This window comes from Phyllobacterium sp. NPDC097923, from assembly GCF_044760925.1.
Taxonomy (GTDB): Bacteria; Pseudomonadota; Alphaproteobacteria; order Rhizobiales; family Rhizobiaceae; genus Phyllobacterium; species Phyllobacterium calauticae.
The window spans coordinates 58,192-82,067 of sequence record NZ_JBIWBL010000005.1 but is presented as its reverse complement, the minus strand read 5'-3'; the positions used below and the strand labels follow the sequence as shown (position 1 = coordinate 82,067).

Genomic DNA, 23,876 nt, shown 5'->3' with positions numbered 1-23,876 from the left:
GCGCATGTATTTCCTGAGAATAGGCTCTCGCTTTTTCCGTTCATAATAGGTATAGGGTTTCGACCGCAACGCTAACTTTGCCAACACAAACTTTGGAGGTGTCGATGACTGAATTTTTCCGACTTCTTCCAAACCGGATGGTTTCTCCCGATGAAGCCGTGCCCGGTGTCGTTGGCGGTCTTGTGTCTGTTCTTTCCGCGTAGTTTTCTTCCCTGACACAAGTCGCAATCGTCCCATGGTTGGCGTTTGCATGTTTGTCTTTCTCTGTTTCCATCATGCTCCGGCAACCCAAGCGCAGTAACCGCCACGCTGCGTCGGAATCATTTTCGTCTCGCGCGTCATGCCGAGACCGTCGCCCGAAAGAGGTTTGATAATGTTTCGCTGGTTTGAAAAAAGGCTTGAGGCGTTTCCATCCGCCGAGCCCGGTGAGCCACCCAAGACACTGGTTGCATTCTGTTTGCACTACACGCGCGGCGTCTGGCCATGGCTCGCCGTCATGGCGGTGTGCACGGCGTCGATCGCCGTCCTTGAAGTGTCGATGTATGCATTCATGGGCAATGTCGTCGACTGGCTGTCCAACCAGTCGCGTGAAACCTTCATTGCGCAGGAAGGCTGGAAGCTGGCACTGCTTGCCGGTGTCGTGCTGATCGTCATGCCCGGCATCGTGCTGCTCGATTCGCTGGTCATTCACCAGACCCTGTTGAGCAATTACCCCATGCGCATCCGCTGGATGGTGCATCGCTATGTCGTCCGCCAGTCCATGACGTTCTTCCAGGACGAGTTTGCCGGGCGGATTTCCACCAAGCTGATGCAGACATCGCTCGCCGTGCGCGAGGCGGTGATGAAGCTGCTCGACGTCCTGAACTATGTGATCGTCTATTTCAGCGGCACGCTCATCATCGCCGCCGCTGCGGATCTGCGTCTCATGGTGCCGTTCCTGATCTGGCTGGCCGCCTATGTCGGGCTGATGTGGTATTTCATCCCGAAGCTGCAGGTGGCATCCAAGGCGCAGGCAGATTCGCGCTCATCCATGACCGGCCGCATCGTCGACAGCTATACGAACATTGCCACGGTCAAGCTCTTCTCCCATTCCAAGCGGGAAGAGAACTATGCCCGCGAGGGAATGGAGGAGTTCCTGTCCACCGCCTATAGGCAGATGCGCATGGTGACGGGATTCCATGTCATGCTCTATGCGATGAACTGCCTTCTGTTGTTCTCGGTGAGCAGCATTGCGATCTGGCTGTGGCTGGGTTCGGCCATCTCCGTTGGCGCCGTGGCGGTGGGCATCGGCCTTGTGCTGCGTCTCAACGGCATGTCGCAATGGATCATGTGGGAAATGTCGGCGCTGTTCGAGAATATCGGAACAGTGGAAGACGGCATTACCTCCATCTCGCTGCCGCGCCTTGTCACCGATGTCCCCAATGCGCCAGAACTGGCCGTCAGCGCCGGTGCGATCCGCTTCGAAGCCATCGGTTTCCACTACGGCAAGGGGGCGGGCGTCATCGACAGGCTGTCCCTCGACATTCGCCCGGGCGAAAAGATCGGGCTGGTCGGACGGTCGGGTGCGGGCAAGTCGACGCTCGTCAACCTGCTCCTGCGGTTCTACGATCTGGAGAGCGGCCGTATCACCATCGATGGCCAGGACATCGCCAAGGTGAAGCAGGACTCGCTGCGCGAGCATATCGGCATGATCACGCAGGATACCTCGCTGCTGCACCGCTCCATCCGCGACAATGTGCTGTACGGCAAGCCCGATGCCTCCGAGGAACTGATGCGCCAGGCCGTGCAGAATGCGCAGGCGGAGACATTCATCGAAGCGGCGTCCGATCCCAAGGGACGGCGCGGGTTCGATGCGCATGTGGGCGAGCGGGGCGTCAAGCTCTCGGGCGGCCAGCGCCAGCGTATCGCCATTGCCCGGGTCATGCTGAAGGACGCGCCGATTCTCATCATGGACGAGGCAACCTCCGCGCTTGATTCGGAAGTGGAAGCGGCCATCCAGGACAATCTTTACCGGCTGATGCAGGGAAAGACGGTCATTGCCATCGCGCACCGCCTCTCCACCATTGCGGCGCTCGACCGTCTCGTGGTGATGGACAAGGGCAGGATCGTGGAGAGCGGCAGCCATGAGGAACTGATTGCCGCCGACGGCATCTACGCCAACCTCTGGGCCCGGCAGTCCGGTGGCTTCCTCGGGCTGGATGACGAGCAGGAAGCGGCGGAATAGCTGCCTTCAACAGTCACACTGCACCAATGCTTCCCGGTTCCGCCGGGGAGCATTTTTCTTTGCCGGGAAATATCTGAATGAACTTTAATTTGACCGGCGAGGGGACTCGCTCAAGAGTATTCTTTCAGTCGCGCGCTGCACGTCTGACCCTGAAAGGCTCCTGATCCGATGTGCACCGCATGAGAAATATCTTCCGTCTGTTCGAAAGCTGGATCGATCCTTACGCCGCACCGCCGGCGGATCATGTCCCGTCGCGGCCGTTCCCGTTCATCTGGTTCTATGTCCGGCAGGCCAAGGCCGCGTTTTTCGCCGTGCTGGTGCTGGGCGGGCTGGTCGCTTTGACGGAAGCGGGCCTGTTCTGGTTTCTCGGCGGGCTCGTCGATATTCTGGCATCGGTCAACCCGGCAAAGGGCTGGCAAGGCCTGATGCAGGATCACGGCACGCCGCTCCTTCTGATGCTGGCGGGTGTCCTGATCGCCCGGACGATCATCCTGACGCTGTCGGCACTGGTCGAGGAGCAGACCGTCGTGCCGGGCTTCTTTAATCTGGTGCGCTGGCAGGCGCATCTGCACACCTATCGCCAGAGCCTCGCCTTCTTCCAGAATGACTTTTCCGGCCGCATCGTCACCAAGGTCTGGGCGACCGGGCAGGCTGTCGGCGATTTTATGATGACGCTTCTGCAGGCCATCTGGATCTGCATCGTCTACAGCGTCACCACCATCGCGCTGATCGGCGACCTTGACTGGCGGCTGGCAACGATCGTCGTCGTCTGGCTCGCTGTGTTCAGCCTGATTGCCCGCTATTTCCTGCCGCGTGTGCGCCGGGCCGCGGCGGAAACAGCCGAAGCGAGCTCCGTCGTCACCGGGCGGCTGGTCGATGGTTACAGCAATATCCAGACGCTGAAGCTGTTCGGCAATGCGGAGCGCGACGACGCCTATATGCGGCAGGGCATGCAGCGCTGGCTCGATGCCATCATTCCGCTGACGCGCGGCCTGAGCGGCATCCGCATTGCACTCGGCGCAACCAGCGGTGTGATGATCTGCGCCGTGGCGATTGTTTCCATCGATCTGTGGTTGAAGTCGGAAATATCGCCTGGCGCCATCGCCTTCACCATCGGCCTTGTCCTGCGGTTAAGCATGCTTTTGGGACGGACCATGGCCAACCTCAACGGTCTCCTGCGCAATTACGGTACCATCCAGAATTCGATGGAACTGCTGGCGCGGCCGGTCACCGTTGTCGACAAACCCCGTGCGGCACAGCTTGCGGTACCCGCAGGCGCCATCCGTTTCGACAATGTGCAGTTCCACTATGACCGCTCGAAGCCGGTCTTCGACAATCTGTCGCTGAACATTCTTCCCGGCGAAAAGGTCGGGCTTGTCGGGCGTTCCGGTGCGGGCAAGTCCACCCTGGTCAACCTGCTCCTGCGTTTCTACGACGTGCAGGCCGGGCGCATTCTGATCGACGGACAGGATATTGCGGAGGTAACACAGGACTCGTTGCGCGCGCATATCGGCATGGTAACGCAAGACACCTCGCTGCTGCATCGCTCTGTGCGTGACAACATCCTGTACGGCCGTCCCGAGGCATCCGATGAACTGATGCGGCAGGCCGTGGAGAATGCGCAGGCCGACACCTTCATTGCCGCCTTGACCGATCCCAAGGGCAGGCGGGGCTTCGATGCCCATGTGGGCGAACGCGGCGTCAAGCTGTCCGGCGGCCAGCGGCAGCGCATCGCCATTGCGCGGGTCATGCTGAAGGACGCACCGATTCTCATTCTCGACGAGGCGACGTCGGCACTCGATTCGGAAGTGGAAGCGGCTATCCAGGACAATCTCTACCGGCTGATGCGCGGCAAAACCGTCATCGCCATCGCGCACCGCCTGTCGACCATCGCTGCGCTCGACCGGCTTGTGGTCATGGATGGCGGACGCATTGTCGAGAGCGGCAGCCACGACGCGCTGATCGCCGCCAACGGGCTCTACGCCGGACTTTGGGCGCGCCAATCCGGCGGCTTTATCGGGCGGCTGTGAGGCCGCTGCGAAAATGCAAACAGATTCATGGCCAAAGAGTGGAAAAGGTGTGGCGACTTATCCCTGCGACATCCTGCCCTTGTGGCTCTGTCAGGCTGGACAAGCTCATGCGACATGCTTAGAAACCACGCAATATGCTGGGGAATCCGCGAGGCTCATTCTATGGGCCAGTCGTGTATTGTGGTGACAAAGTGGACTCTCCTGCTGCGTTGTTATTCGGAAAGGAACAGGCCCCGTGAGCGCACACGATACGACCGAGCCAACACGGCGTGACTTCCTCTATATTGCGACAGGTATGGCCGGTGTGGTCGGAGCGGGAGCCTTTGCATGGCCCTTCATCGACCAGATGAGACCGGACGCATCCACGCTGGCAGTCTCGTCCATCGAAGTTGATGTTTCAGCGCTGACACCGGGCATGTCCCTGACGGTCAAATGGCGCGGTAAACCCGTTTTCATTCGCAATCGTACGCCGAAGGAAATCGAGGATGCCAAAAACGTCCAGCTGAGCCAGCTCAAGGATCCGATTGCGCGTAACGCCAATCTGCCGAGCGATGCCCAGGCGACCGATGCTGATCGCGGTGCAGGCAAAGGCAAGGAAAACTGGCTGGTCATGATCGGCGTGTGCACCCATCTGGGTTGCATTCCGCTCGGCCAGCAGGGGGATTTCGGCGGCTGGTTCTGCCCATGCCACGGCTCGCAATACGATACTGCCGGGCGCATCCGTTCCGGTCCCGCACCGGAAAACCTGCCCGTCCCGCCACTTTCATTCATTTCCGACACCGTCATCAAGATCGGCTAAGGTTCCAGGGGGAGACACGACATGAGCGGTGGACATTCATCCTATACGCCGAACACAGGTATCGAAAAATGGGTCGATGCGCGACTTCCGTTGCCGCGTCTGATCTATGATTCATTCGTTGCCTATCCTGTTCCGCGCAATCTCAACTACGCCTATGCCTTCGGTGGCATTCTGGCGATCATGCTGGTGGCGCAGATCATTACCGGTGTCGTTCTGGCCATGCATTATGCGGCTGAGACGGGACTGGCATTCAACTCCGTTGAAAAGATCATGCGCGACGTGAATTCGGGCTGGCTGCTGCGCTACCTGCATTCCAACGGCGCATCGATGTTCTTCCTTGCGGTCTGGGTGCATATTTTCCGCGGGCTCTACTACGGTTCCTACAAGGCGCCGCGCGAGCTGTTGTGGATTCTCGGCGTGATCATCCTTCTCCTGATGATGGCGACCGCCTTCATGGGCTACGTCCTGCCCTGGGGCCAGATGTCCTTCTGGGGTGCAACCGTTATCACCGGCTTCTTCACGGCGTTTCCGATCATCGGTGACCCGATCCAGCAGCTGCTGCTCGGCGGTTTTGCCGTGGATAATCCGACCCTCAACCGCTTCTTCTCGCTGCATTACCTGCTGCCCTTCATGATTGCCGGTGTTGTTATCCTGCACGTCTGGGCCCTGCACGTGACCGGCCAGACCAACCCGACCGGTATTGAAGTCAAGTCGAAGACGGACACGGTGGCGTTCACACCCTATGCAACCATCAAGGATGCATTTGCGCTGTCGCTCTTCCTGATCCTCTTTGCTTATTTCGTCTTCTACATGCCGAACTACATGGGCCATCCGGACAACTACATCCCGGCTGACTCGCTGAAGACGCCAGCCCACATCGTTCCTGAATGGTACTTCCTGCCGTTCTACGCGATGCTGCGCGCCATCACCTTCAACATCGGACCGATCAACTCGAAGCTCGGCGGCGTTCTGACCATGTTCGGCTCGATCGCGATCCTGTTCATCGTGCCATGGCTCGATACATCGAAGGTGCGTTCGGCCGTCTATCGTCCCTGGTACAAGCTGTTCTTCTGGATCTTCGTTGCCAATGCCATCATGCTCGGCTGGCTCGGTTCGCGTCCTGCCGAAGGCATCTACACGATCCTTTCGCAGCTCGGCACAGCCTTCTACTTCGGCTTCTTCATCATCATCATGCCGTTGCTCGGCCTGATCGAAACGCCGCGCCGCATACCAAACTCGATTACCGAAGCTGTGCTTGCCAAGACCAAGAGCGGCGGTCAGCCCGCGGGTGTTGCGGCGGCTCCGGAAACCAAAGGCTGAGAAACGTGAAGGACTCTCCGATGAAAAAAATCCTCCTCGGTCTCGCAGCTGCCGGTCTCGGTACCATGCTGGCTTTCGGCGGCGGTGCGTTTGCGGAAGAAGCAGCCCACAATGCTGCTGAGCCGACGCACTTCCCGATCAAGCATCCGGAACAGATGAAGTGGTCCTTCGCCGGCCCCTTCGGCACCTATGACAAGCAGCAGCTTCAGCGCGGTCTGAAGATCTACAAGGAAGTCTGCTCCGCCTGTCATTCGATGAAGCTGGTGGCTTTCCGTTCGCTTTCGGAACTCGGTTACAGCGAAGCGCAGGTCAAGGCATTCGCCGCGGAATATGAAGTGAAGGACGGCCCCAATGCGGAAGGTGAGATGTTCACCCGCAAGGCTATTCCGGCCGATCATTTCCCGGCGCCGTTCGCCAATGAACAGGCAGCGGCTGCCGCCAACAATGGTGCCGCTCCGCCCGACTTCTCGCTCATCGCCAAGGCTCGTGCTGTCGAGCGCGGCTTCCCGCAGTTCCTGATCGACATCTTCTGGGGACAGTATCAGGAAGGCGGACCGGACTATATTCACGCGCTGCTGACCGGCTTCGGCGAAACACCGCCGGAAGGCATGAAGATCCCCGAGGGCACGCACTACAACCCTTACTTCATCGCCGCCAAGTCATTGGCCATGGCCCAGCCGTTGCAGGATGGCCAGGTGACCTATGATGACGGTTCGCCGCAGACACTGGCGCAGTATTCGAAGGACGTATCGGCATTCCTGATGTGGGCCGCTGAACCGCACCTGGAAGACCGCAAGAAGACCGGTTTCCGCGTCATGATCTTCCTTGTTCTGTTTGCGGGTCTCCTCTACGTCGCCAAGCGCCGAATCTGGGCCGACATCGAACATTGATCGGCTCTGACAATATCTGATCCGGAAAGGGCGCCTTGCGCCCTTTTCTTTTGCGGTGGTGGTCTATTAGACTGCACCGCTGTGCGCCTTGCAGGCACAAAGGAGTGACGACATGGATTCGACGCTGAAGCAGACGCTGGTGGATGCCATTCGGAATATCCCCGATTACCCCAAACCCGGTGTCATGTTTCGCGACATCACGACCCTGCTTGGCAATGCACGCGCCTTTCGCCGGGCCGTCGATGAACTGGTCCATCCCTATGCGGGCGGCAAGGTCGACAAGGTTGCCGGCGTGGAAGCGCGCGGCTTCATCATCGGCGGCGCCATGGCGCACCAGCTGTCCTCCGGTTTCGTGCCGATCCGCAAGAAGGGCAAGCTGCCGCATGACACGGTGCGCATCGCCTACAGCCTGGAATATGGCGTCGATGAAATGGAGATGCACCGGGATGCCATCGTGCCCGGCGAGAAGGTCATTCTCGTCGATGACCTGATCGCAACGGGCGGCACGGCCGAAGCTGCGGTGAAACTGTTGCAGCAGATGGGTGCCGATATTGTCAGCGCCTGCTTCATCATCGATCTGCCTGATCTGGGCGGGCGCAGGAAGCTCGAAGCGCTCGGCGTCAACGTGCGCACGCTCATCGCCTATGAAGGCCACTGAGGGCCTTCTGCGGCCCCTTACTAGGCTAATCCTATCAACGCGGCGCTGTTGAACTCCAGGACCTTCTGTTCGTTCTGGTTATAGGCTGCGGATGACATCTGCATCATCGCCCAGCCGGGGCGCGATTGCAGCGCGCGAAACCCGTTCAGCGTCCGGGTAAAACGGATCGTGTCCCCGGCATAAACAGGCTTCAGCCATTTCAGGTTTTCAAAGCCGGGCGAGGGGCCGAATTGCGGCGGCGTTTCGCCCCGCTCCATGGCCGCCTTGATCTGGCGTTTCATGTCCTCGACATTCAGCCGCATCCAAATGGCCGTCGTATGCCAGCCGGAGGCACACAGTGCCCCGAAATTGCTATGTTTGGCCGCTTCCGGATCCACGTGGAAACGCTGCGGATCGTACTTCCTGGCAAAGGTGACGATCTCTTCGGCGGTGAATGTGTGCGTGCCGAGATCGCGTTCGATCCCGATAAGGGCGGTGAGGGCTGCGCTCATGCTGCGGCGGGCTCCCGCAATGTGAACATGCCGGTGTTCTGCAGTTCGCAGACCACTTCGCCATGCTGATTGGAGATGGCGTGGTGCAGAACGATGAAGCCGAGGTCCGGCTTGGATTTGGATACGCGCCGTTCGATGACCGTACTCTTGCCGGTCAGCGTGTCCCCGGCAAGAACCGGCTTCTTCCACTTGGCGTAGTCGATGCCCGGCGCACCCTGCGATGTGGAATCGAGGAGATAGGCATCGCACATCATGCGCATGAACATGGAAACCGTGTGCCAGCCGGAGGCGGCAAGGCCGCCAAGGATGCTGGCCTTGCCCGCAGCCTCGTCCAGATGGAAGGGCTGGGGATCGAACTGGGTGGCGAAATCGATGATTTCACCGGCTTCGACGGATTTCGCGGGGAGCAGCCATTCGCTGCCGACCGTGAAATCCTCATAGGCATATCGGGGATTGTAGTCGCTCATGCCACCATAATAGGCATGAGCGCATTTGGTTCAAGAGGCAGAAGCGCGTCTTATGTATTGAAACGGAACAGCATGATATCGCCGTCCTGCACTACATATTCCTTGCCTTCGTCGCGCGCCTTGCCGGCTTCCTTGGCGGGCACTTCGCCGCCGAGGGTGACATAGTCATTATAGGCGATGGTCTGCGCGCGGATGAAGCCGCGCTCGAAATCCGTGTGGATGACGCCGGCGGCCTGCGGCGCCTTTGAGCCGCGTTCAACGGTCCAGGCGCGGGCCTCCTTCGGTCCGACGGTGAAATAGGTGATCAGGTGCAGGAGCTTGTAACCGGCACGGATCAGGCGATCGAGACCGGGCTCGTCCAGGTTCATCGCGTCCAGATATTCCTTGGCCTCTTCATCCGGCAACTGAGCGACTTCCGCTTCGATGGCAGCGGAGATCGTCACCGTCTCGGCGCCCTGGGCCGTTGCCATTTCCTCGACGGCTTCCGTGTGTTCGTTGCCGGTTGCCGCATCGCTTTCGGCGACGTTGCAAACGTAGAGCACAGGCTTTGAGGTCAGGAGATTGAGGCCCTGCAGAATGAGGAGGTCGTCCGGCGCAATGCCGTTCAGCATGAAGCGCACCGGCTTGCCGCCCTGCAGCAGGGACAGTGCCTGCTCCATGACGGGAAGAACGGTGAGGGCTTCCTTGTCCTTGACGCCAGCGCGCTTGCGGAACTGCACGATGCGGCGCTCGAGACTATCGAGGTCGGAAAGCATCAGTTCCGTCTCGACGGTTTCCGCGTCGGAGACGGGATCGATCCGGCCTTCCACATGGGTGATGTCGTCATCTTCAAAGCAGCGCAGCACGTGCACCACGGCGTCGACTTCGCGGATGTTGGCAAGGAACTGGTTGCCGAGGCCTTCACCCTTGGACGCGCCGCGCACGAGGCCAGCGATATCGACAAAGCTGATACGGGTCGGGACGATGTTGGCGGATTTGCCGATCTTGGCGATGGCCTGCAGGCGCGGGTCAGGCACGGCAACTTCGCCGGTGTTCGGCTCGATGGTGCAGAACGGATAGTTCGCAGCCTGCGCGGCAGCTGTCTTGGTCAAGGCGTTGAAAAGCGTCGATTTGCCAACATTGGGCAAGCCAACGATGCCGCATTTGAAACCCATAATCTGCGATCCTTATTCTTTCTTGCCGAAGAGCTTGTTCAGCATGTCGGCCATCGGGCCGGTTTTTGGAATGTTGACGTTCGGCTTGGCCGGACGTGCCTGCCGGATATGGCTTTGACCCGCCGGTTTTGCAACCGGATTCGGCTCGTTCCTGTGGCCGCTGCCGGTGGCGAGCGCCACACGGTTCATGAACCCGGCATCGTCCTTGTTGACGAGCAAACCCGTATTGTCGGCGATGGCCCCGAGAATGGGTTCGACCCATTCCCCGTCCGCCTTGGAAAAATTGCCGAGGACATGGTGTGTCACCATCTCCTTGACGCCGGGATGACCGATCCCGACACGAATGCGCCGGTAGTCCTTGCCGCAATGGGCATCGATGGACTTGATGCCGTTGTGCCCGCCCGAACCGCCGCCCGTCTTCACGCGCAGCTTGCCCGGCGGCAGGTCCAGTTCATCATAGATGACGACGAGATCGCCCAGCGCCAGCTTGTAGAAGCGCATGGCCTCGCCAACGGACTGGCCGGACAGATTCATGAACGTCTGGGGTTTGATCAGAATGACCTTTTCGCCGTCGATCGTGCCGTCGGCGATCAGGGCCTGGAACTTCTTGGTCCAGGGAGAAAAACGATGGCGACGGTGTATTTCATCCGCCGCCATGAAACCGATATTATGCCGGTTTGCAGCATATTGGGAGCCGGGATTGCCAAGACCTGCGATGAGCAGCACGGTGCCATAGCTCCCAATAGAGACGATTACTCGCCGTCTTTTTCTGCCGTTTCAGTGGTCTCGGCTGCTGCCTCAACGGTCTCGTCTTCTGCAGCGAGAACAGCCGGAGCGGCAATCGTGGCAATGGTGAAGTCACGATCGTGGATAACCGATGTTACGCCCTTCGGCAGTGTAACAGCGGAAATGTGGATCGAGTCACCGATCTGCAGGCCGGTCAGATCGATTTCGATCGCATCCGGGATTGCATTTGCCGGGGCATGCAGTTCGACATCGTGACGAACGATGTTGAGAACGCCGCCGCGCTTGATGCCTGGGGACAGTTCTTCGTTGAGGAAGTGAACAGGGACGTTCACGTTCACAACCGACTTTGCCGACACACGCAGGAAGTCAACATGCACTGGCTTGTCGCTGACCGGATCGAGCTGGAAGTCCTTGGGAAGGACCTGAATGGTCTTGCCATCCAGCTGGATGTTCGCGATCGTCGTCTTGAAGCCGCCGCCGTGAATCTTGTAGTAGAGTGTCTTGTAGTCGAGGGTAATCGAGATTGGTGCCTGCTTGTCACCATAGATGACTGCTGGCACTTTACCGTTGCGGCGAATTTCCCGGGAGGACCCCTTACCAACCCGTTCGCGCGCCTCGGCCTTGAGCTCGTATGCTTCGCTCATGGCATTTCCTTTCGAGGTTCAAATCTGGAGTGTTTTCCGGGTTGTCTGCAAAGAAAGCCCAAAAAACATGAAGCGGTCGCATGGCCATCCGGAACCGGATGAAATGACCGCCCCATTCCGCGTTGCCTCCAAGGGTGTCTACGCGGATGGCGGCTCTATAACGGAAAGAGACGCCATGTGCAAGTTTGTTGCTTGACCGGTATGCCGGGAAAGTCTGTCATTCCACCGTCATAGGCGCTGTTTAGGGCGGGACAACGGAACAGGGACGGGCGATGGCCGGGACAATAGCGCTGGAACAGCAAAAAATCGAGGCGCGCGACGCGTTTTATACCTTCGGCAAGATCGGCCTTCTGTCCTTCGGCGGTCCGGCCGGACAGATCGCGATGATGCACCGCGTGCTGGTTGATGAAAAGCAGTGGATCAGTGAGGAACGCTTCCTGCATGCGCTGAATTTCTGCATGCTGCTGCCCGGTCCCGAAGCGATGCAGCTTGCCACCTATCTCGGCTGGCTGTTTCACGGGGTGAGGGGCGGTGTTGTCGCCGGGCTTCTGTTTATCCTGCCGGGCGCGTGCGTGATGCTGGCGCTGTCGGCGCTCTATGTCAGTTTCGGGCAGGTGCCGCTTGTCGAGGGGTTGTTGTTCGGCCTGAAGGCGGCCGTGCTGGCGATTGTACTCGAGGCCCTGATCAAGGTCGGCAAGCGCGCCCTGACCGACTATCCCGCCTATGGCATCGCCGTTTGCGCATTTGTCGCCATTGCCCTCATCAAGATGCCGTTTCCGCTGGTCATCCTGATCGCCGGGCTTTTCGGCTTTGCGCGCTATCGCCTGACCAACAGAGTGTCCCCGTCATTGCCGGACAGAACCATTACCGAACCCGCGGCGCGCGGTGCTTTCCAGTCCGTCCTGATGTGGACCGTGCTCTGGCTGGGGCCGCTTTTGTTCCTGGTAGCGGGGCTGGGGCAAAGCAATGTCTTTGCCGCCGAAGCAGCCTTCTTCTCCAAGATGGCCGTCGTCACCTTCGGCGGCGCCTATGCGGTGCTGGCTTATGTGGCGCAGCAGGCGGTGGACTATTATGGCTGGCTGAAGCCTGACGAAATGCTCACCGGGCTGGGGCTGGCTGAAACCACCCCCGGACCGCTCATCCTGGTGCTGGCCTTTGTCGGTTTCGTCGGCGGCGCGCGCCTGTCCGGCTTCGATCCGCTCACCGGCGGGCTGCTTGGCGGGCTGACGGCACTGTGGTTCACCTTCGCACCATGTTTTCTCTGGATTTTTGCCGGTGCGCCCTTTGTCGAGCGGCTGCGCCATGTCGGCTGGCTGAAAGCCTCACTGGCGGCGATCACCGGCGCCGTCGTCGGTGTCATCGCCAATCTTGCCGTGTGGTTTGGCCTGCACGTGCTGTTTGGTGCGTTTCAGGAAAGGCTGGTTGGGCCGCTGCATCTGCCGGTATTGGACCTCGCCGCCTTTGACTGGGCGGCGGCAGCCATAGCGTCGGGAGCGGCAGTCGCACTGATTGCGCTGCGCCTGAACATGCTCGTCGTGCTGGGATTGGCGGCGCTGGCCGGAATCCTGCTCCGGCTCTAATCGAACAGGCTGGAAACGGATTCTTCCGAGGCTGTGCGCGAAACCGCTTCACCGATCAGATCGGAAATCGACAGGACACGGATATTGTGCGCCGCTTCGATGGCCGGTGTCGGCTGGATGGAGTCGGTGATCACCAGTTCCTTCAGCTTCGAGCCGGCAATACGGGCGACCGCACCGCCGGAAAGCACGCCGTGGGTGATGTAGGCGGTGACGCTGGTGGCACCCTTGGCAAGAAGCGCTTCGGCCGCGTTGCACAATGTGCCGCCGGAATCGACGATATCGTCGAACAGCAGGCAATCCTTGCCGGTGACTTCACCGATAACGTTCATGACTTCCGATTCACCGGGACGGTCGCGGCGCTTGTCGACGATGGCAAGCTGCGCGTCGATGCGCTTGGCCAGCGAACGGGCACGCACCACACCGCCGACGTCGGGCGAGACGACCATGACATTCGATGTGCCGTAATGGGCGCGGACATCGCGGGCGATGACCGGAACGGCATAGAGGTTGTCGGTCGGGATATCGAAGAAGCCCTGGATCTGGCCGGCATGCAGATCGAGCGTCAGCACGCGGTTTGCACCGGCTTCGGTGATCAGATTGGCAACCAGCTTGGCGGAGATCGGGGTGCGCGGACCGGGCTTGCGGTCCTGGCGGGCATAGCCGAAATAGGGAAGGACTGCGGTGATGCGCTTTGCCGAGGACCGGCGGAAGGCATCGATCATGATGAGCAGTTCCATCAGGTGATCATTGGCCGGGAAGGACGTCGACTGCATGACGAAGACATCTTCGCCGCGCACGTTTTCCTGGATCTCGACAAATATCTCCTCGTCGGCGAAGCGCCGGACGCTGGCCTTTCCAAGCGGAATATTGAGATATTTGGCGACAGATTCAGCGAGAACGCGATTGGAATTGCCCGCGAATAGTTTCATGCCCGTATTTTCCCCGGTGCCAGCCAAGTGAAGGATATGCGGGGCCTTTTACTGTGCCTGACGCACATTGCAAGCGGGCAGGGCAGATTCATGCACAGTTCCTCGCTAATATCGCGTCAAACGCGTAAATATGTCACGTCTTGGCGCCGGATACCCATTTCAGATAGCCGTCGATGGCCTTGTCGGCGATTGATTCCATCACCTTCGGCGGCACGGTGCTCCAAGGGTCTGTTCCGTTGCCGGGGACGATTTCCTGTCCCTGGATGCGGTGAAGCCGGGTTCCCGCAGGGTCGAGCACGTCCCACACATAGATGATCGTCGTCTGGTTGCCGTCGGGCAGGGCGGAGAAGTAGCCCTTCATGATATGCGTGTTGTCGGTATCGGCGGCCGTACCCAGAACGATGCCCTTGGCCTTGGCCAGCGCCGAGAGCCGTTGCGACAAGGGTGTGGCGGCGGCAATCGGGGCGCCGACGATCGGGGCGAAACGCAGTTTTGCCGTGCGGGACACACCCGGCTGCGCGGCACCCGATGCAACGGCGGTGCCAGCGGACGTTGCGGTTCCCGGTTGCGGCGTTGCTGTGGGTGTCCCTGGCGCCGTGGCCGTCGGCGTCGCGGTGGTCACCGTTGCGGGCGTGGTGCCCGGCGTGACCGTTCCCGGCGCTGCAGCTGTGCCTTGCGCTGCCGGAAGGTCTTTCTTTGTCACGCCCATGGGCGATTCGGCGCTGTTGCAGGCACTGAGGCCAAGAGCCGCCAGCGCCACACAGGTATAGGTCAGTGATTTGCGAGACATCATCTTTGGTCTAACCCCATCATGAGCCATAGTTGTGCCATCTCGAAAAAACGAAAGCTGACAAAAGTTTTATTTTACGATCAAGTCAAGAGGTTGGCGCGAAAGTGGCTCGGCAGCGCCATTGGTCGTGAGGTAGGTCCGTCCCAATGTCATGGCCGTACCGCTGTCGGAATCCATGATGATCATATGGGCAAAAAGCGTCATGTCGGGCTGTATCCGCTCCGGATTGCCGGCATAGAACATCGGCATGTCCATCCATGAGGGTGTGAAGCGCGCGCCTTGCGAATAGCCGCAGGCATTGAGCCGGTGCCGCGTCAGGTCATGGGCCTCCATCACCTGGGAATGCGCGTCAAACACATCACCGAAAGTTGATGCCGGAGTCATCGCCTCTTCAACTGCCTCGAGCGCCTCGCGGGCCGCGTCATAGAGCTCCAGATGGCGTTTCGACGCCTTGCCGGTCAGCACGGTGCGCATCATTGCCGCGTGGTAATGGCGATAGACACCGGCCCATTCCAGCGTGAGCTGATCGTTTTTCGTGAGCTTGCGCCGCCCGGCCTTGTACCGGCACAGCAGGGCATCTTCGCCCGAACCGATGATGAATTCGTTGGCCGGGTAATCGCCGCCGCCGGCAAAGATGGCGCCCTGCATGGCCGCGAGGATGTCGCCTTCGTCGGCACCGGCCTTGATGAGCTTCAACGCTGCATCCAGCGCCTCGTCGCCAAGTTCGGCCGCCTTGCGGCTATAGGCGATTTCAGCGGGGCTTTTCAGCACGCGCAGCCTGTCGACAAGACCGGATGCATCGACGATCTGGCCAAAGGCGGCGAGTTGCTCATCGAGCTTGCGGCCGTTGGCGGCGGTCAGGCCATGGGTCTGGTATTCGACGCCGATGCGTTTGCCGAGCAGGTCGAGATCGTTGAGGAGTTCGCGCAAATCCGCTGCCGGATTGGCATTGTCGCGGTCGGCCCAGATCACGATGTTTTCGATGTTCGAGGTCTGGCGCGCCTGGCGCAAATCGGCCGAGCGGGTCATCAGCACCTGGCTGCCATCGGACTTGACGACGAGACACTGGAAGAAGCAGAAGCCGAACGTGTCATAGCCGGTCAGCCAGTACATGCTCTCCTGCGCGAAGAGCAGAATGGCATCCAGCTTCTGCTCGGCCATCACCATCATCAGGCGGTCGCGGCGTGCCGCAAATTCCTCGGGCTCGAAATGAAGGGCCATCATTGTTCCTCTAGAATGGTGATCGCCGAGATCTGGCGACCATAGTCCGGTTCCTTGCGATGGGTGGTGCGCCGGTAGGAGAAAAACTGGTCTTCCTCGGCATAGGTGCATTTCTCCAGTGCGGCGGCGTTCACCCCGGCATTGCCCAGCCGCATGGTGATGAAAGCCCAGAGATCGAACATCTTGTGGTTTTCTTTGGCGGAGTCGCGGAAAAAACGGGTGTAGGACGGGTCGGTTCCGGTGAACTGATCATAGAATTCCGCGCCGACTTCGTAATTGTCGGGGCCGATCGTTGGTCCCAGCACCGCCTGGATGTTGTCGCGTTTCGCACCGAGCGCAATCATCGCGTCGATGGTGTTCTCCAATACGCCGCCAAGGGCGCCGCGCCAGCCCGCATGGGCCGCGCCGATGACTTTCGCATCGCGGTCGGCAAACAGGATCGGGCCGCAATCGGCCGACAGCGCACCGATGACAAGGCCGGGTGTCGCCGTCACCATGGCGTCGGCCTTGGGCCGCTCGCCGGTGAGCGGCGCCGTAACCGTGATGACATCGGGCGAATGCACCTGATGCACGGTGACGAGATGGGAGAGGTCGGCGCCCAAAGCATTGGCGACGCGCCTGCGGTTTTCCCGGACATGGTCCTGGTTGTCGTTGGAGCCGCTGCCGACGTTCAATCCGGCGTAGATACCTGTGGAAACACCGCCGATACGGGTGAAGAACCCGTGAGCGATTCGATCTTTCTCGGGAGACCCCAGCAGGGAAGCGTGCAGCGCTACTGGTTTTTCAGACGTGATCATGCCGGATTGCTCTTTCTCAAGGCTGCGGATGGTGGTGGAGCATCGACGCGAAGTCAATTGCTTCCGTCATATGGATTCGAATGGAAACAAATGTGTGGCGGAGTCCGCGACGCAAAGCACCTTGAACAGCGTGCCCATCTGATCGGGGCCTGCCAACCGCTCGACATCGGCGCGGATCTGCTCCTGGAACGCCGCCGGCTTGCCGCGGCCGAGGGCGCCGGCGCGGTCGAGCAAGCCCATGGCAATGAGAAAATCCCCCTGCGTCGTGGTATTCGCCGTGCAGCCTTCAGAACGCGCGGCCTTTGCCAGCATGGCAAAATCCACATGGCTGGTCACGTCGGCTTCACCCGGCGTGTCCAGCACGTCAACAGGCTTATGGCTGCGCAGCGCCTGCAGCGTATCGCCGAAACCCTGCTGCAGATGGCCGTAGTCGAAGAGCAGCGCCGCGCCGCGCTCGCGGTGCAGGCGTTCGGCGATATCCTGCATCAGCGCGCTGCGTGCCGGGGCAATTTCGACAATGCTGCCATCGGGTGCCGTGCTGTGTCCGGCGGGCAAGAGCGCCGTATCGATCGATCCGCTTCCCGCCGCAAATGCCAGGTTGCCGCCATCGTCGACGGTGACGATCCGGTCGACGAAACGCCCGCCCGATTTGACGTACTGGCGGACCGGAATGGCATCGAACAGCTCGTTGGCCAAGAGAACCAGCGGACCGGATGGCAAATCGCCGAACTGCGCATGCCACTGGATTTCCAGGCCCGATGGCGCGAGTGTCTCTTTCTGGATCTGCGCGAGGCGCGGGCTGATCTCGACCATGCGGATCTGTGCCGCCGCGATGAAATCCGGAGCAAGCTTTAATGCCGTGCGCAGCACGTCCTGCATCAGCGTGCCGCGTCCGGGGCCCATCTCGCACAGGATGAATGCGGCGGGCGATCCCATCGCCTGCCAGGCACTGACACACCAGACGCCGGCAAGCTCGCCGAACATCTGGCTGACTTCCGGGGCGGTGATGAAATCGCCCTCGCGGCCAAACGGTTCGCGCGTCGTGTAATAGCCGGCATCCGGATCGAACAGGCACATCGCCATGTAGTCGGCAACGCTGACCGGGCCTGTCAGCCCGATCTGCCGGATGATGCGTTGTTTCAGTGTCATCGTCCGGTGGAAACTTCCGGGTTGCGGGCGGTCAGCAGCGCCCACAGGCCGACAAGCACCATGGGAACGGACAGGATCATGCCCATCGTCAGCCAGCCGCCATAGAGATAACCGAGCTGGGCATCCGGCTCGCGGAAGAACTCGACAAAGATGCGCGACAGGCCATAGCCGGTGATGAAGGCGCCGCCGATAAAGCGCGGGCTCTTCAGCTTGCGGCCGTAAAAGATCAGCAGCGCCAGGGTGGCGAACAGGACGATGCCTTCCAGCGCCGCCTCGTACAGCTGGCTCGGATGGCGGACGAACGGGCCGCCGGTCGGGAAGATCATGCCCCAGGGCACGTCCGTGATGCGGCCCCAGAGTTCGCCGTTGATGAAATTGGCAACCCGGACCAGCCCGAGGCCGACGGGAACGCCCGCGGCGATGGTGTCGATCATGCTGAACACCGTGATCTTGCGCGAGCGGGCGAAAAGAATCATCGCCAGCGTGGTGCCGATCAACCCGCCATGGAAGGACATGCCGCCTTCCCACACCTTGAAGATGTCGAAGGGGTGGCTGATGTAGCGGGCCAGATCGTAGAACAGGATATAGCCGATGCGTCCGCCCAGAACCACGCCGAGCGCAGCCCACAGGACGAAGTCGTCGAGATCGTTGGGCTTCATCGGCGGCGTGTTGTTGGCCCACAGGCGCGGCTTGCTGATGAGTCTCTTGCCGTACCACCAGGCGAAGAGAATGCCGACGACATAGCCGAGGCCATACCAGTGAACGGAGAACGGCCCGATGGAAAAGATCACCGGATCGATATTGGGAAATGCGATCGCGGCCATCGTCGGGACAAGTATTTCGCTCACAATAGGCACTCCGTCATCATCAGGTTCATCGGCGCGGACCATGCGCGAGGGCAGGAACAGCGTCAAGCCGCCTGTCCGGTAACATTTGCGCAATTATGACCTTCGCTTGCAATCGCCTGCCGCGGCGATTATTTGATGGGGAAAGCAACAGAGGTATCAGCCATGACCAATGGATCAAACCGCGTTCTTGATGAACTGGCCAAGCTCGTGACCGACGCTGCCGGTGCAGCGCAGGGCGTCCGCCGCGAAGTCGAAACCGCTTTCCGTGGGCAGGCTGAACGGCTGCTCAACACCATGGATGTGGTGCAGCGCGAGGACTTCGAAGCGGTGCGCGAAATGGCCATCCGTGCCCGTGCCGAAAACACGGCGCTGCTCGCCCGTATCGAAGCGCTGGAAGCGCTCGTCGGTCACAAGGAAAAGCCCGCCGCCGATGCGGCAAAACCGGCAAAGGCAGCGGCGTCCGGCACGCGCGCCAAGAAGGACTGACCGTCAAAAGAATCGCATTCTTGCAGGCCCATTGCCCGTGTCCGGGCAGTGGGCCTTTTGCATTTTTGACCGCTCCGGAATCGCGGACACGCTCTGCGGGGCGCACGGGCGCCGTTTCGCGGTGATTTATCCGGCATATTCGGACTGTCCCCAAAATAAATCTTAAGAAATTATCAACAGGTGGAAATCGCCGAAAATCGTTTTCTTAGAGTCAGTTAAAGGCTGGTCGTGAATCATTTTCATAACATCTGTCCACACCCATTCGCGCCATTTGGCCAAAAGGGGACTGGCGCTCGGACTCAGCATCAATACACTGAAATTACAGCATGATTCGTTTCAATGGTCATGCAGCGGGTAACAAGTTCATATCCGTGGTCCGGCTGGTGCGTACTGCCTGCCGGTGAGTTTTCAAGCGTTAGGTGTCCTTTGGGTGGGTGCGCTGTGCTCCCGCAGCGTCAGATGAGATTCGATTGAGCAGGTAATGGCGATGAGCCTTCTGGAAATAGAGATTGCGCGTGATTTGCATCCGGTCGATGTGATTGAACATGTGGCCCATGCCAATGAATGGGCTTTCGAGCGCACCGGGGACGACGAGATTGCCATTACGGTCGAGGGCAACTGGACCGATTACCAGATTTCCTTCTCGTGGATGGAAGATTTCGAGGCGCTGCATCTGGCCTGCGCCTTTGACATCGCGGTCAGCGAACCGCGCGTCAATGAAGTGATGCGATTGCTGTCGCTGATCAACGAGCAGCTGCTGATGGGGCATTTCGATCTGTGGCGCCAGGAAGGCGCGGTGATGTACCGCCAGTCGCTGCTTCTGTCCGGCGGTGCGGAACCGACGAGCAAACAGGTGGAAGTGCTTCTGTCCAGTGCGCTGGATGCCTGCGAGACCTATTTCCAGGCATTCCAGTTTGTTGTCTGGTCGGGCTCGACAGCACGGGAATCGCTCGATAGCATTCTGTTCGAGACGGTCGGTTCCGCCTGACCTGAAGCATGTCGGTTTGTTTGAGTTGAATATGATGACCATCAGTTTTGATGATTTTGAGAAAGTGGATATCCGCGTCGGCACCATCGTCGAGGCGGAAACCTTCCCGGAAGCGCGCAAGCCGGCCTTCAAGCTCAAGATCGATTTCGGCCCGGAAATCGGGGTGAAGAAGTCCTCCGCGCAGATCACCAAGCACCATACGCTGGACGAGCTGAAAGGCCGCCAGGTGATGGCGGTGGTCAACTTCCCGCCGCGCCAGATCGGCCCGTTCATGTCGGAAGTTCTGACACTGGGTTTTCCGGACGAGGAGGGCGGCGTTGTTCTGGCCGCCATCAGCAAGCCGGTGCCGAACGGCGGCAAGCTGTTCTAAATACGAGCTCTTGATGAGATTCATGGGCGCAAAAGTCGGCTTTTGCGCCCAGAGCTTTTTCAGTTCCTAAAACTAGATCGTCTTCGCCGCCATCTCCTTGGCGATGTAGTCCGCCTGCCGGATGGCAAGCGTGACAATCGTCAATGTCGGGTTTTCCGCCCCGCCCGAGGTGAACTGGCTGCCGTCGGAGACGAAGAGATTCTTGATGTCGTGGCTCTGGCCGAACTTGTTGACCACGCCATCCTTCGGCTTCTCGCTCATGCGGTTGGTGCCCAGATTATGGGTTGACGGGTAGGGTGGTGTCGGCAGGGTGCGGGTTGCGCCGACGGCCTTGTAGAGGGCCTGACCCTGTTTGTAGGCATGGTTGCGCATCGCGGTGTCGTTGGGGTGGTCGCTGAAGTTCACATTGGCGATGGGCAGGCCGTACTGGTCCTTCTCCTCCTTGTGCAGGGTGATGCGGTTGTTCTCCTGCGGCATGTCCTCGCCGACGATCCACAGACCGGCCATGTTGGCATATTCATCGAGCGCCGAGGTGAAGGAACGGCCCCAGCCGCCCGGATCGAGAAACGCCGCCATGAAGGGCAGGCCGAGCGACAGCGTTTCCATTTCATAGCCGCCGACAAAGCCGCGCGCCGGGTCATGCCGTGCCTCATCGCGGATGATACCGGCCATGGTGGTGCCGCGATACATGTGCACGGGCTTTTCGAAGACGCCGTAAACCGAGCCGGTGGTGTGGCGCATGTAGTTGCGCCCAACCTGGCCGGAGGAGTTTGCCAGTCCATCGGGGAACATCGTCGAGGCGGAATTCAGCAGCAGGCGCGGACTCTCGATCGAATTGCCGGCCACGGCAACGATGCGGGCCTTCTGCACATGCTGCTTGCCGTCCTTGTCGACATAGAGCACGCCGGTCACCTTGCCGCTCTTGTCGTGCTCGATCTTCTGCACCATCGCATTGGGGCGGACTTCCAGCCTGCCGGTGGCTTCCCCCTTGGGGATTTCCGTATAGAGCGTCGACCATTTGGCGCCCCATTTGCACCCCTGGAAACAGAACCCTGTCTGCTGGCACGCCATGCGGTCGTCCCGCTCGGCGGAGTTGATCGCCATGTTGCCGGTGTGGCATTCCTTGTAGCCGAGCTTGTCGGCCCCGGCTTTCAGCACCTTGAAGTTGTTGTTGCCCGGCAGGCCGGCAATGCCATTGGTGCGGGTCACGCCCATCTTGTCCTCGGCCTTGGCGTAGTAGGGCTCGAGCTCCTTCAGGGTGAGAGGCCAGTCGAGCAGATTGGCGCCCTCGAGCTTGCCGTAGTGGCTCAGGGTGCGGAATTCGTGCTCCTGCAAACGCAGCGAGGCACCGGCCCAATGGGTGGTGGTGCCGCCAACCGACTTGACGATCCACGCGGGAAGGTTGGGAAAATCCTTGGCGACCCGCCAGTCGCCGGATGTGCTGCGTTTGTCGACCCAGGCAAGCTGGCCGAAACTGTCCCATTCGTCATTGATGAAGTCTTCATATTCATGCCGGGCGCCGGCTTCGAGTATGACAACGTCGATGCCCTTCTGCGCGAGTTCGTTGCCAAGCGTACCGCCGCCGGCGCCGGAACCGATGATGACGACAACGTGGTCGTCCTTGAGATCATAAGGTGCAGCCATGGTTTCCTCCCGATAGGCTGAAGAACAATGTGCGATGGCCGAGACGGCTCAAAGCCACTCGATGTCGCTGAAGCCGCGGGCGATATAGCCGCCCTTCGAGTAGGATTCGCCTTCATAGCCAAAGAGCGGCCACAGCTCCTTCTGGTTGTAGAGCCCGGTGACAAGACCACCTCGAATTGTCTGGAAGAACGGCGTGTCCTCGATCTGGCGCAGCAGTTTCAACCGGTGCTCTTCCCAGTCGAGACCGAGATAGCCGCCTTTGCCGGCCCGCCTGTCGAGGTCGGCGATGCCGGTCTCGATCAGCTCCTTCTGCTTGGGATCGGACCCTGCCTTGGCGTCGTAGGGTTTGACGGCAATGGCGTAGAAGCGGTCCGGAATGTTGTCATGCGGGTAGATATCGCGCGCCAGCTGGATCAGCGTCGCCATGGTCTCGGGCTTGAGACTGGATGTCTCGAGGCCCCAGGCCTGCTGCGGATGGATGATGGAATTGCCGCTGATGACCAGCAGAGCGCCGAGGCTGGCCATGCCGCCCCGTTTGAGCAGTTCACGCCGCGACAGGCCCGCCTGCGCGGCGCTGCCGGATTTGCCCGGCTCCGCGGCCTTGCGGTTGAATATCGTTACCATGGATTTCCTCCCTTGCTTGCTATCGGCGCTCTCCCCCGAGCGCGCCCTTGCTGGCTGATGGCGTCCTCCAACGCCGTTCAGCCGGTTTCAGACGAACCGGCCCTGTCGTTGCAGGACTTCAATCTTGTAGCCGTCCGGGTCTTCGACGAAAAAGAACCGGGCCAGCAGCGCGCCCTCACGCTTGAATTCGACAATGTCACGGATTTTGAAATCGAGACCTTTCAGCCGGGTATGCCGGGCGTCGAGATCAGCGACGCTGACCGCGAGATGGCCGTAGCCGTCACCGAGATTGTAGGGTTCGGTGCGGCCCTTGTTGATTGTCAGTTCAAGCTCGAATGCCGTTTCGTTGTTCCTCAGATAGACGAGCGTGAAACTGTTGAAATCCAGCCGGTCGGCGACTTCGAGGCCGAATGCCTGTTGATAGAATGATACGGACCTGTCCTCATCGAGCACGCGGATCATGGAATGGATGGCTTTTGCCAAAAAGACCTCCTTTGACGTTGCGCCCCGCGGCAAAACTTCGGTTGCAGTTGCAGGGCATGTCGGCGATTATGGACCCGGGAAAACAGAATGGGTGGCAATCGGCTACCACACCGCCGGAAGAGCGGAATAATTTTCGCCGGAAACCGATCCGGTGCGCAAAATTTCACCTGCCGGGATGAAGCGCATCAAGGGGATGGCTGAGGGCGAAGCAGAAAAGGGAGGTTCGTTGGATGTGTAAGGTATTTGCAGAACAGGATCCGGAAGGCTACCGGCAGATCAACCGTTCTGTGCGCATTGCCGGGCATTCCACCAGCATCCAGCTGGAAGTCACGTTCTGGAAGCTTCTGGACGAGATCGCCGTCAGTCAGAACATGACGACGCCGCGCTTCATCTCGACGCTCTACGATGAGGCCCTGCAGGCCAATGGCGAGATTCCGAATTTCGCCTCGATGCTGCGCACCACCTGTGCGCTGTATTTGCGCGGTGTCCAGGCAACCGCCGAAACCTCCTGCGTGACGCCGATCGGCAACCGGGCCGCCTGAC

25 protein-coding genes are annotated in these 23,876 nt (G+C 60.1%); 11 read left to right on the top strand and 14 right to left on the bottom strand.

Features of this window, described 5'->3' with window-relative positions; genetic code table 11:
* Window positions 1-373 precede the first annotated feature (373 nt).
* From ACIQWS_RS20760 to ACIQWS_RS20735, 6 genes are all read left to right on the top strand, one after another.
* The gene (locus ACIQWS_RS20760; RefSeq protein ID WP_403183900.1) at window positions 374-2,224 is read left to right on the top strand and encodes an ABC transporter ATP-binding protein; all 1,851 of its coding nucleotides are present in this window, start codon (window positions 374-376) and stop codon (window positions 2,222-2,224) included.
* Window positions 2,225-2,403: 179 nt separating this feature from the next.
* Window positions 2,404-4,254 carry an ABC transporter ATP-binding protein gene (locus ACIQWS_RS20755; protein ID WP_403183897.1) on the top strand — a complete coding sequence of 617 codons (1,851 nt, stop codon included), beginning with the start codon at window positions 2,404-2,406 and terminating at the stop codon, window positions 4,252-4,254.
* A 235-nt stretch (window positions 4,255-4,489) separates the two neighbouring features.
* On the top strand, window positions 4,490-5,053 hold the full coding sequence (gene petA, locus ACIQWS_RS20750; protein ID WP_105732026.1) for a ubiquinol-cytochrome c reductase iron-sulfur subunit: 564 nt from the start codon (window positions 4,490-4,492) through the stop codon (window positions 5,051-5,053).
* A 21-nt stretch (window positions 5,054-5,074) separates the two neighbouring features.
* Window positions 5,075-6,373 (top strand): cytochrome b N-terminal domain-containing protein, encoded by a 1,299-nt coding sequence (locus ACIQWS_RS20745; protein ID WP_346306282.1) that lies wholly within the window; start codon window positions 5,075-5,077, stop codon window positions 6,371-6,373.
* Between the two features lie 20 nt (window positions 6,374-6,393).
* The gene (locus ACIQWS_RS20740) at window positions 6,394-7,263 is read left to right on the top strand and encodes a cytochrome c1 (RefSeq protein ID WP_105732028.1); all 870 of its coding nucleotides are present in this window, start codon (window positions 6,394-6,396) and stop codon (window positions 7,261-7,263) included.
* Window positions 7,264-7,375: 112 nt separating this feature from the next.
* The gene (locus ACIQWS_RS20735; protein WP_403183893.1) at window positions 7,376-7,921 is read left to right on the top strand and encodes an adenine phosphoribosyltransferase; all 546 of its coding nucleotides are present in this window, start codon (window positions 7,376-7,378) and stop codon (window positions 7,919-7,921) included.
* A gap of 20 nt (window positions 7,922-7,941) precedes the next feature.
* Here the strand turns inward: ACIQWS_RS20735 and ACIQWS_RS20730 are convergent, their stop codons facing one another.
* The 5 genes from ACIQWS_RS20730 to ACIQWS_RS20710 are packed head-to-tail and all read right to left on the bottom strand — an operon-like array spanning window position 7,942 to window position 11,424.
* The gene (locus tag ACIQWS_RS20730; protein WP_346306553.1) at window positions 7,942-8,412 is read right to left on the bottom strand and encodes a MaoC family dehydratase; all 471 of its coding nucleotides are present in this window, start codon (window positions 8,410-8,412) and stop codon (window positions 7,942-7,944) included.
* Window positions 8,409-8,879 carry a MaoC family dehydratase gene (locus ACIQWS_RS20725; RefSeq protein WP_223612574.1) on the bottom strand — a complete coding sequence of 157 codons (471 nt, stop codon included), beginning with the start codon at window positions 8,877-8,879 and terminating at the stop codon, window positions 8,409-8,411. The genes ACIQWS_RS20730 and ACIQWS_RS20725 overlap by 4 nt, the downstream gene beginning before the upstream one ends.
* Window positions 8,880-8,929: 50 nt before the next feature.
* Complete coding sequence (gene ychF / locus ACIQWS_RS20720; RefSeq protein ID WP_346306552.1) at window positions 8,930-10,033, bottom strand: redox-regulated ATPase YchF; 1,104 nt, start codon at window positions 10,031-10,033, stop codon at window positions 8,930-8,932.
* A 12-nt stretch (window positions 10,034-10,045) separates the two neighbouring features.
* Window positions 10,046-10,759, bottom strand: a complete 714-nt coding sequence (gene pth, locus ACIQWS_RS20715) for an aminoacyl-tRNA hydrolase (protein WP_346306551.1) — start codon at window positions 10,757-10,759, stop codon at window positions 10,046-10,048.
* Between the two features lie 26 nt (window positions 10,760-10,785).
* The gene (locus ACIQWS_RS20710) at window positions 10,786-11,424 is read right to left on the bottom strand and encodes a 50S ribosomal protein L25/general stress protein Ctc (protein ID WP_223612577.1); all 639 of its coding nucleotides are present in this window, start codon (window positions 11,422-11,424) and stop codon (window positions 10,786-10,788) included.
* 272 nt (window positions 11,425-11,696) lie between these two features.
* On the opposite strand from ACIQWS_RS20710, the gene chrA reads away from it, so the two are divergent.
* Complete coding sequence (gene chrA / locus ACIQWS_RS20705) at window positions 11,697-13,004, top strand: chromate efflux transporter (RefSeq protein WP_403183888.1); 1,308 nt, start codon at window positions 11,697-11,699, stop codon at window positions 13,002-13,004.
* Here the strand turns inward: chrA and ACIQWS_RS20700 are convergent.
* The 6 genes from ACIQWS_RS20700 to lgt form a co-directional block, all read right to left on the bottom strand.
* Complete coding sequence (locus tag ACIQWS_RS20700) at window positions 13,001-13,933, bottom strand: ribose-phosphate pyrophosphokinase (protein ID WP_223612579.1); 933 nt, start codon at window positions 13,931-13,933, stop codon at window positions 13,001-13,003. The genes chrA and ACIQWS_RS20700 overlap by 4 nt on opposite strands.
* Before the next feature lie 133 nt (window positions 13,934-14,066).
* Entirely contained in the window at window positions 14,067-14,723 is a 657-nt protein-coding gene (locus tag ACIQWS_RS20695) for a hypothetical protein (RefSeq protein WP_403183882.1), read from the bottom strand.
* A gap of 69 nt (window positions 14,724-14,792) precedes the next feature.
* Window positions 14,793-15,944: a Xaa-Pro peptidase family protein gene (locus tag ACIQWS_RS20690; RefSeq protein WP_346304956.1), complete on the bottom strand. Its 1,152-nt coding sequence runs from the start codon at window positions 15,942-15,944 to the stop codon at window positions 14,793-14,795.
* The gene (gene pgeF, locus ACIQWS_RS20685; RefSeq protein WP_403183880.1) at window positions 15,944-16,741 is read right to left on the bottom strand and encodes a peptidoglycan editing factor PgeF; all 798 of its coding nucleotides are present in this window, start codon (window positions 16,739-16,741) and stop codon (window positions 15,944-15,946) included. The genes ACIQWS_RS20690 and pgeF overlap by 1 nt, the downstream gene beginning before the upstream one ends.
* Window positions 16,742-16,807: 66 nt before the next feature.
* Window positions 16,808-17,890, bottom strand: coding sequence for a class I SAM-dependent methyltransferase (locus ACIQWS_RS20680; protein ID WP_403183879.1), 1,083 nt, complete (start codon window positions 17,888-17,890; stop codon window positions 16,808-16,810).
* Window positions 17,887-18,738 (bottom strand): prolipoprotein diacylglyceryl transferase, encoded by an 852-nt coding sequence (gene lgt / locus ACIQWS_RS20675; protein ID WP_403183876.1) that lies wholly within the window; start codon window positions 18,736-18,738, stop codon window positions 17,887-17,889. Before lgt ends, ACIQWS_RS20680 begins: the two co-directional genes overlap by 4 nt.
* Window positions 18,739-18,900: 162 nt before the next feature.
* Here lgt and ACIQWS_RS20670 point away from each other — a divergent pair, with 162 nt between their 5' ends.
* The 3 genes from ACIQWS_RS20670 to ACIQWS_RS20660 all read left to right on the top strand — a co-directional run bounded on the left by ACIQWS_RS20670 (window position 18,901) and on the right by ACIQWS_RS20660 (window position 20,582).
* A complete protein-coding gene (locus tag ACIQWS_RS20670; RefSeq protein WP_346304959.1) occupies window positions 18,901-19,224 on the top strand; it encodes an accessory factor UbiK family protein in 324 nt (107 codons plus the stop codon).
* A 487-nt stretch (window positions 19,225-19,711) separates the two neighbouring features.
* Window positions 19,712-20,212: a YbjN domain-containing protein gene (locus ACIQWS_RS20665; protein WP_091877999.1), complete on the top strand. Its 501-nt coding sequence runs from the start codon at window positions 19,712-19,714 to the stop codon at window positions 20,210-20,212.
* A gap of 31 nt (window positions 20,213-20,243) precedes the next feature.
* On the top strand, window positions 20,244-20,582 hold the full coding sequence (locus tag ACIQWS_RS20660; protein ID WP_346304960.1) for a tRNA-binding protein: 339 nt from the start codon (window positions 20,244-20,246) through the stop codon (window positions 20,580-20,582).
* A 72-nt stretch (window positions 20,583-20,654) separates the two neighbouring features.
* Here ACIQWS_RS20660 and ACIQWS_RS20655 read toward each other — a convergent pair whose 3' ends face one another.
* From ACIQWS_RS20655 to ACIQWS_RS20645, 3 genes are all read right to left on the bottom strand, one after another.
* Window positions 20,655-22,226 carry a GMC family oxidoreductase gene (locus ACIQWS_RS20655; RefSeq protein WP_346304961.1) on the bottom strand — a complete coding sequence of 524 codons (1,572 nt, stop codon included), beginning with the start codon at window positions 22,224-22,226 and terminating at the stop codon, window positions 20,655-20,657.
* Window positions 22,227-22,274: 48 nt separating this feature from the next.
* The gene (locus tag ACIQWS_RS20650; protein WP_346304962.1) at window positions 22,275-22,850 is read right to left on the bottom strand and encodes a gluconate 2-dehydrogenase subunit 3 family protein; all 576 of its coding nucleotides are present in this window, start codon (window positions 22,848-22,850) and stop codon (window positions 22,275-22,277) included.
* A gap of 87 nt (window positions 22,851-22,937) precedes the next feature.
* Window positions 22,938-23,333, bottom strand: coding sequence for a VOC family protein (locus ACIQWS_RS20645; protein ID WP_403183871.1), 396 nt, complete (start codon window positions 23,331-23,333; stop codon window positions 22,938-22,940).
* A gap of 230 nt (window positions 23,334-23,563) precedes the next feature.
* Here ACIQWS_RS20645 and ACIQWS_RS20640 point away from each other — a divergent pair, with 230 nt between their 5' ends.
* Complete coding sequence (locus tag ACIQWS_RS20640; protein WP_223612590.1) at window positions 23,564-23,875, top strand: ribbon-helix-helix domain-containing protein; 312 nt, start codon at window positions 23,564-23,566, stop codon at window positions 23,873-23,875.
* The last annotated feature ends 1 nt before the right edge of the window (window position 23,876 follow it).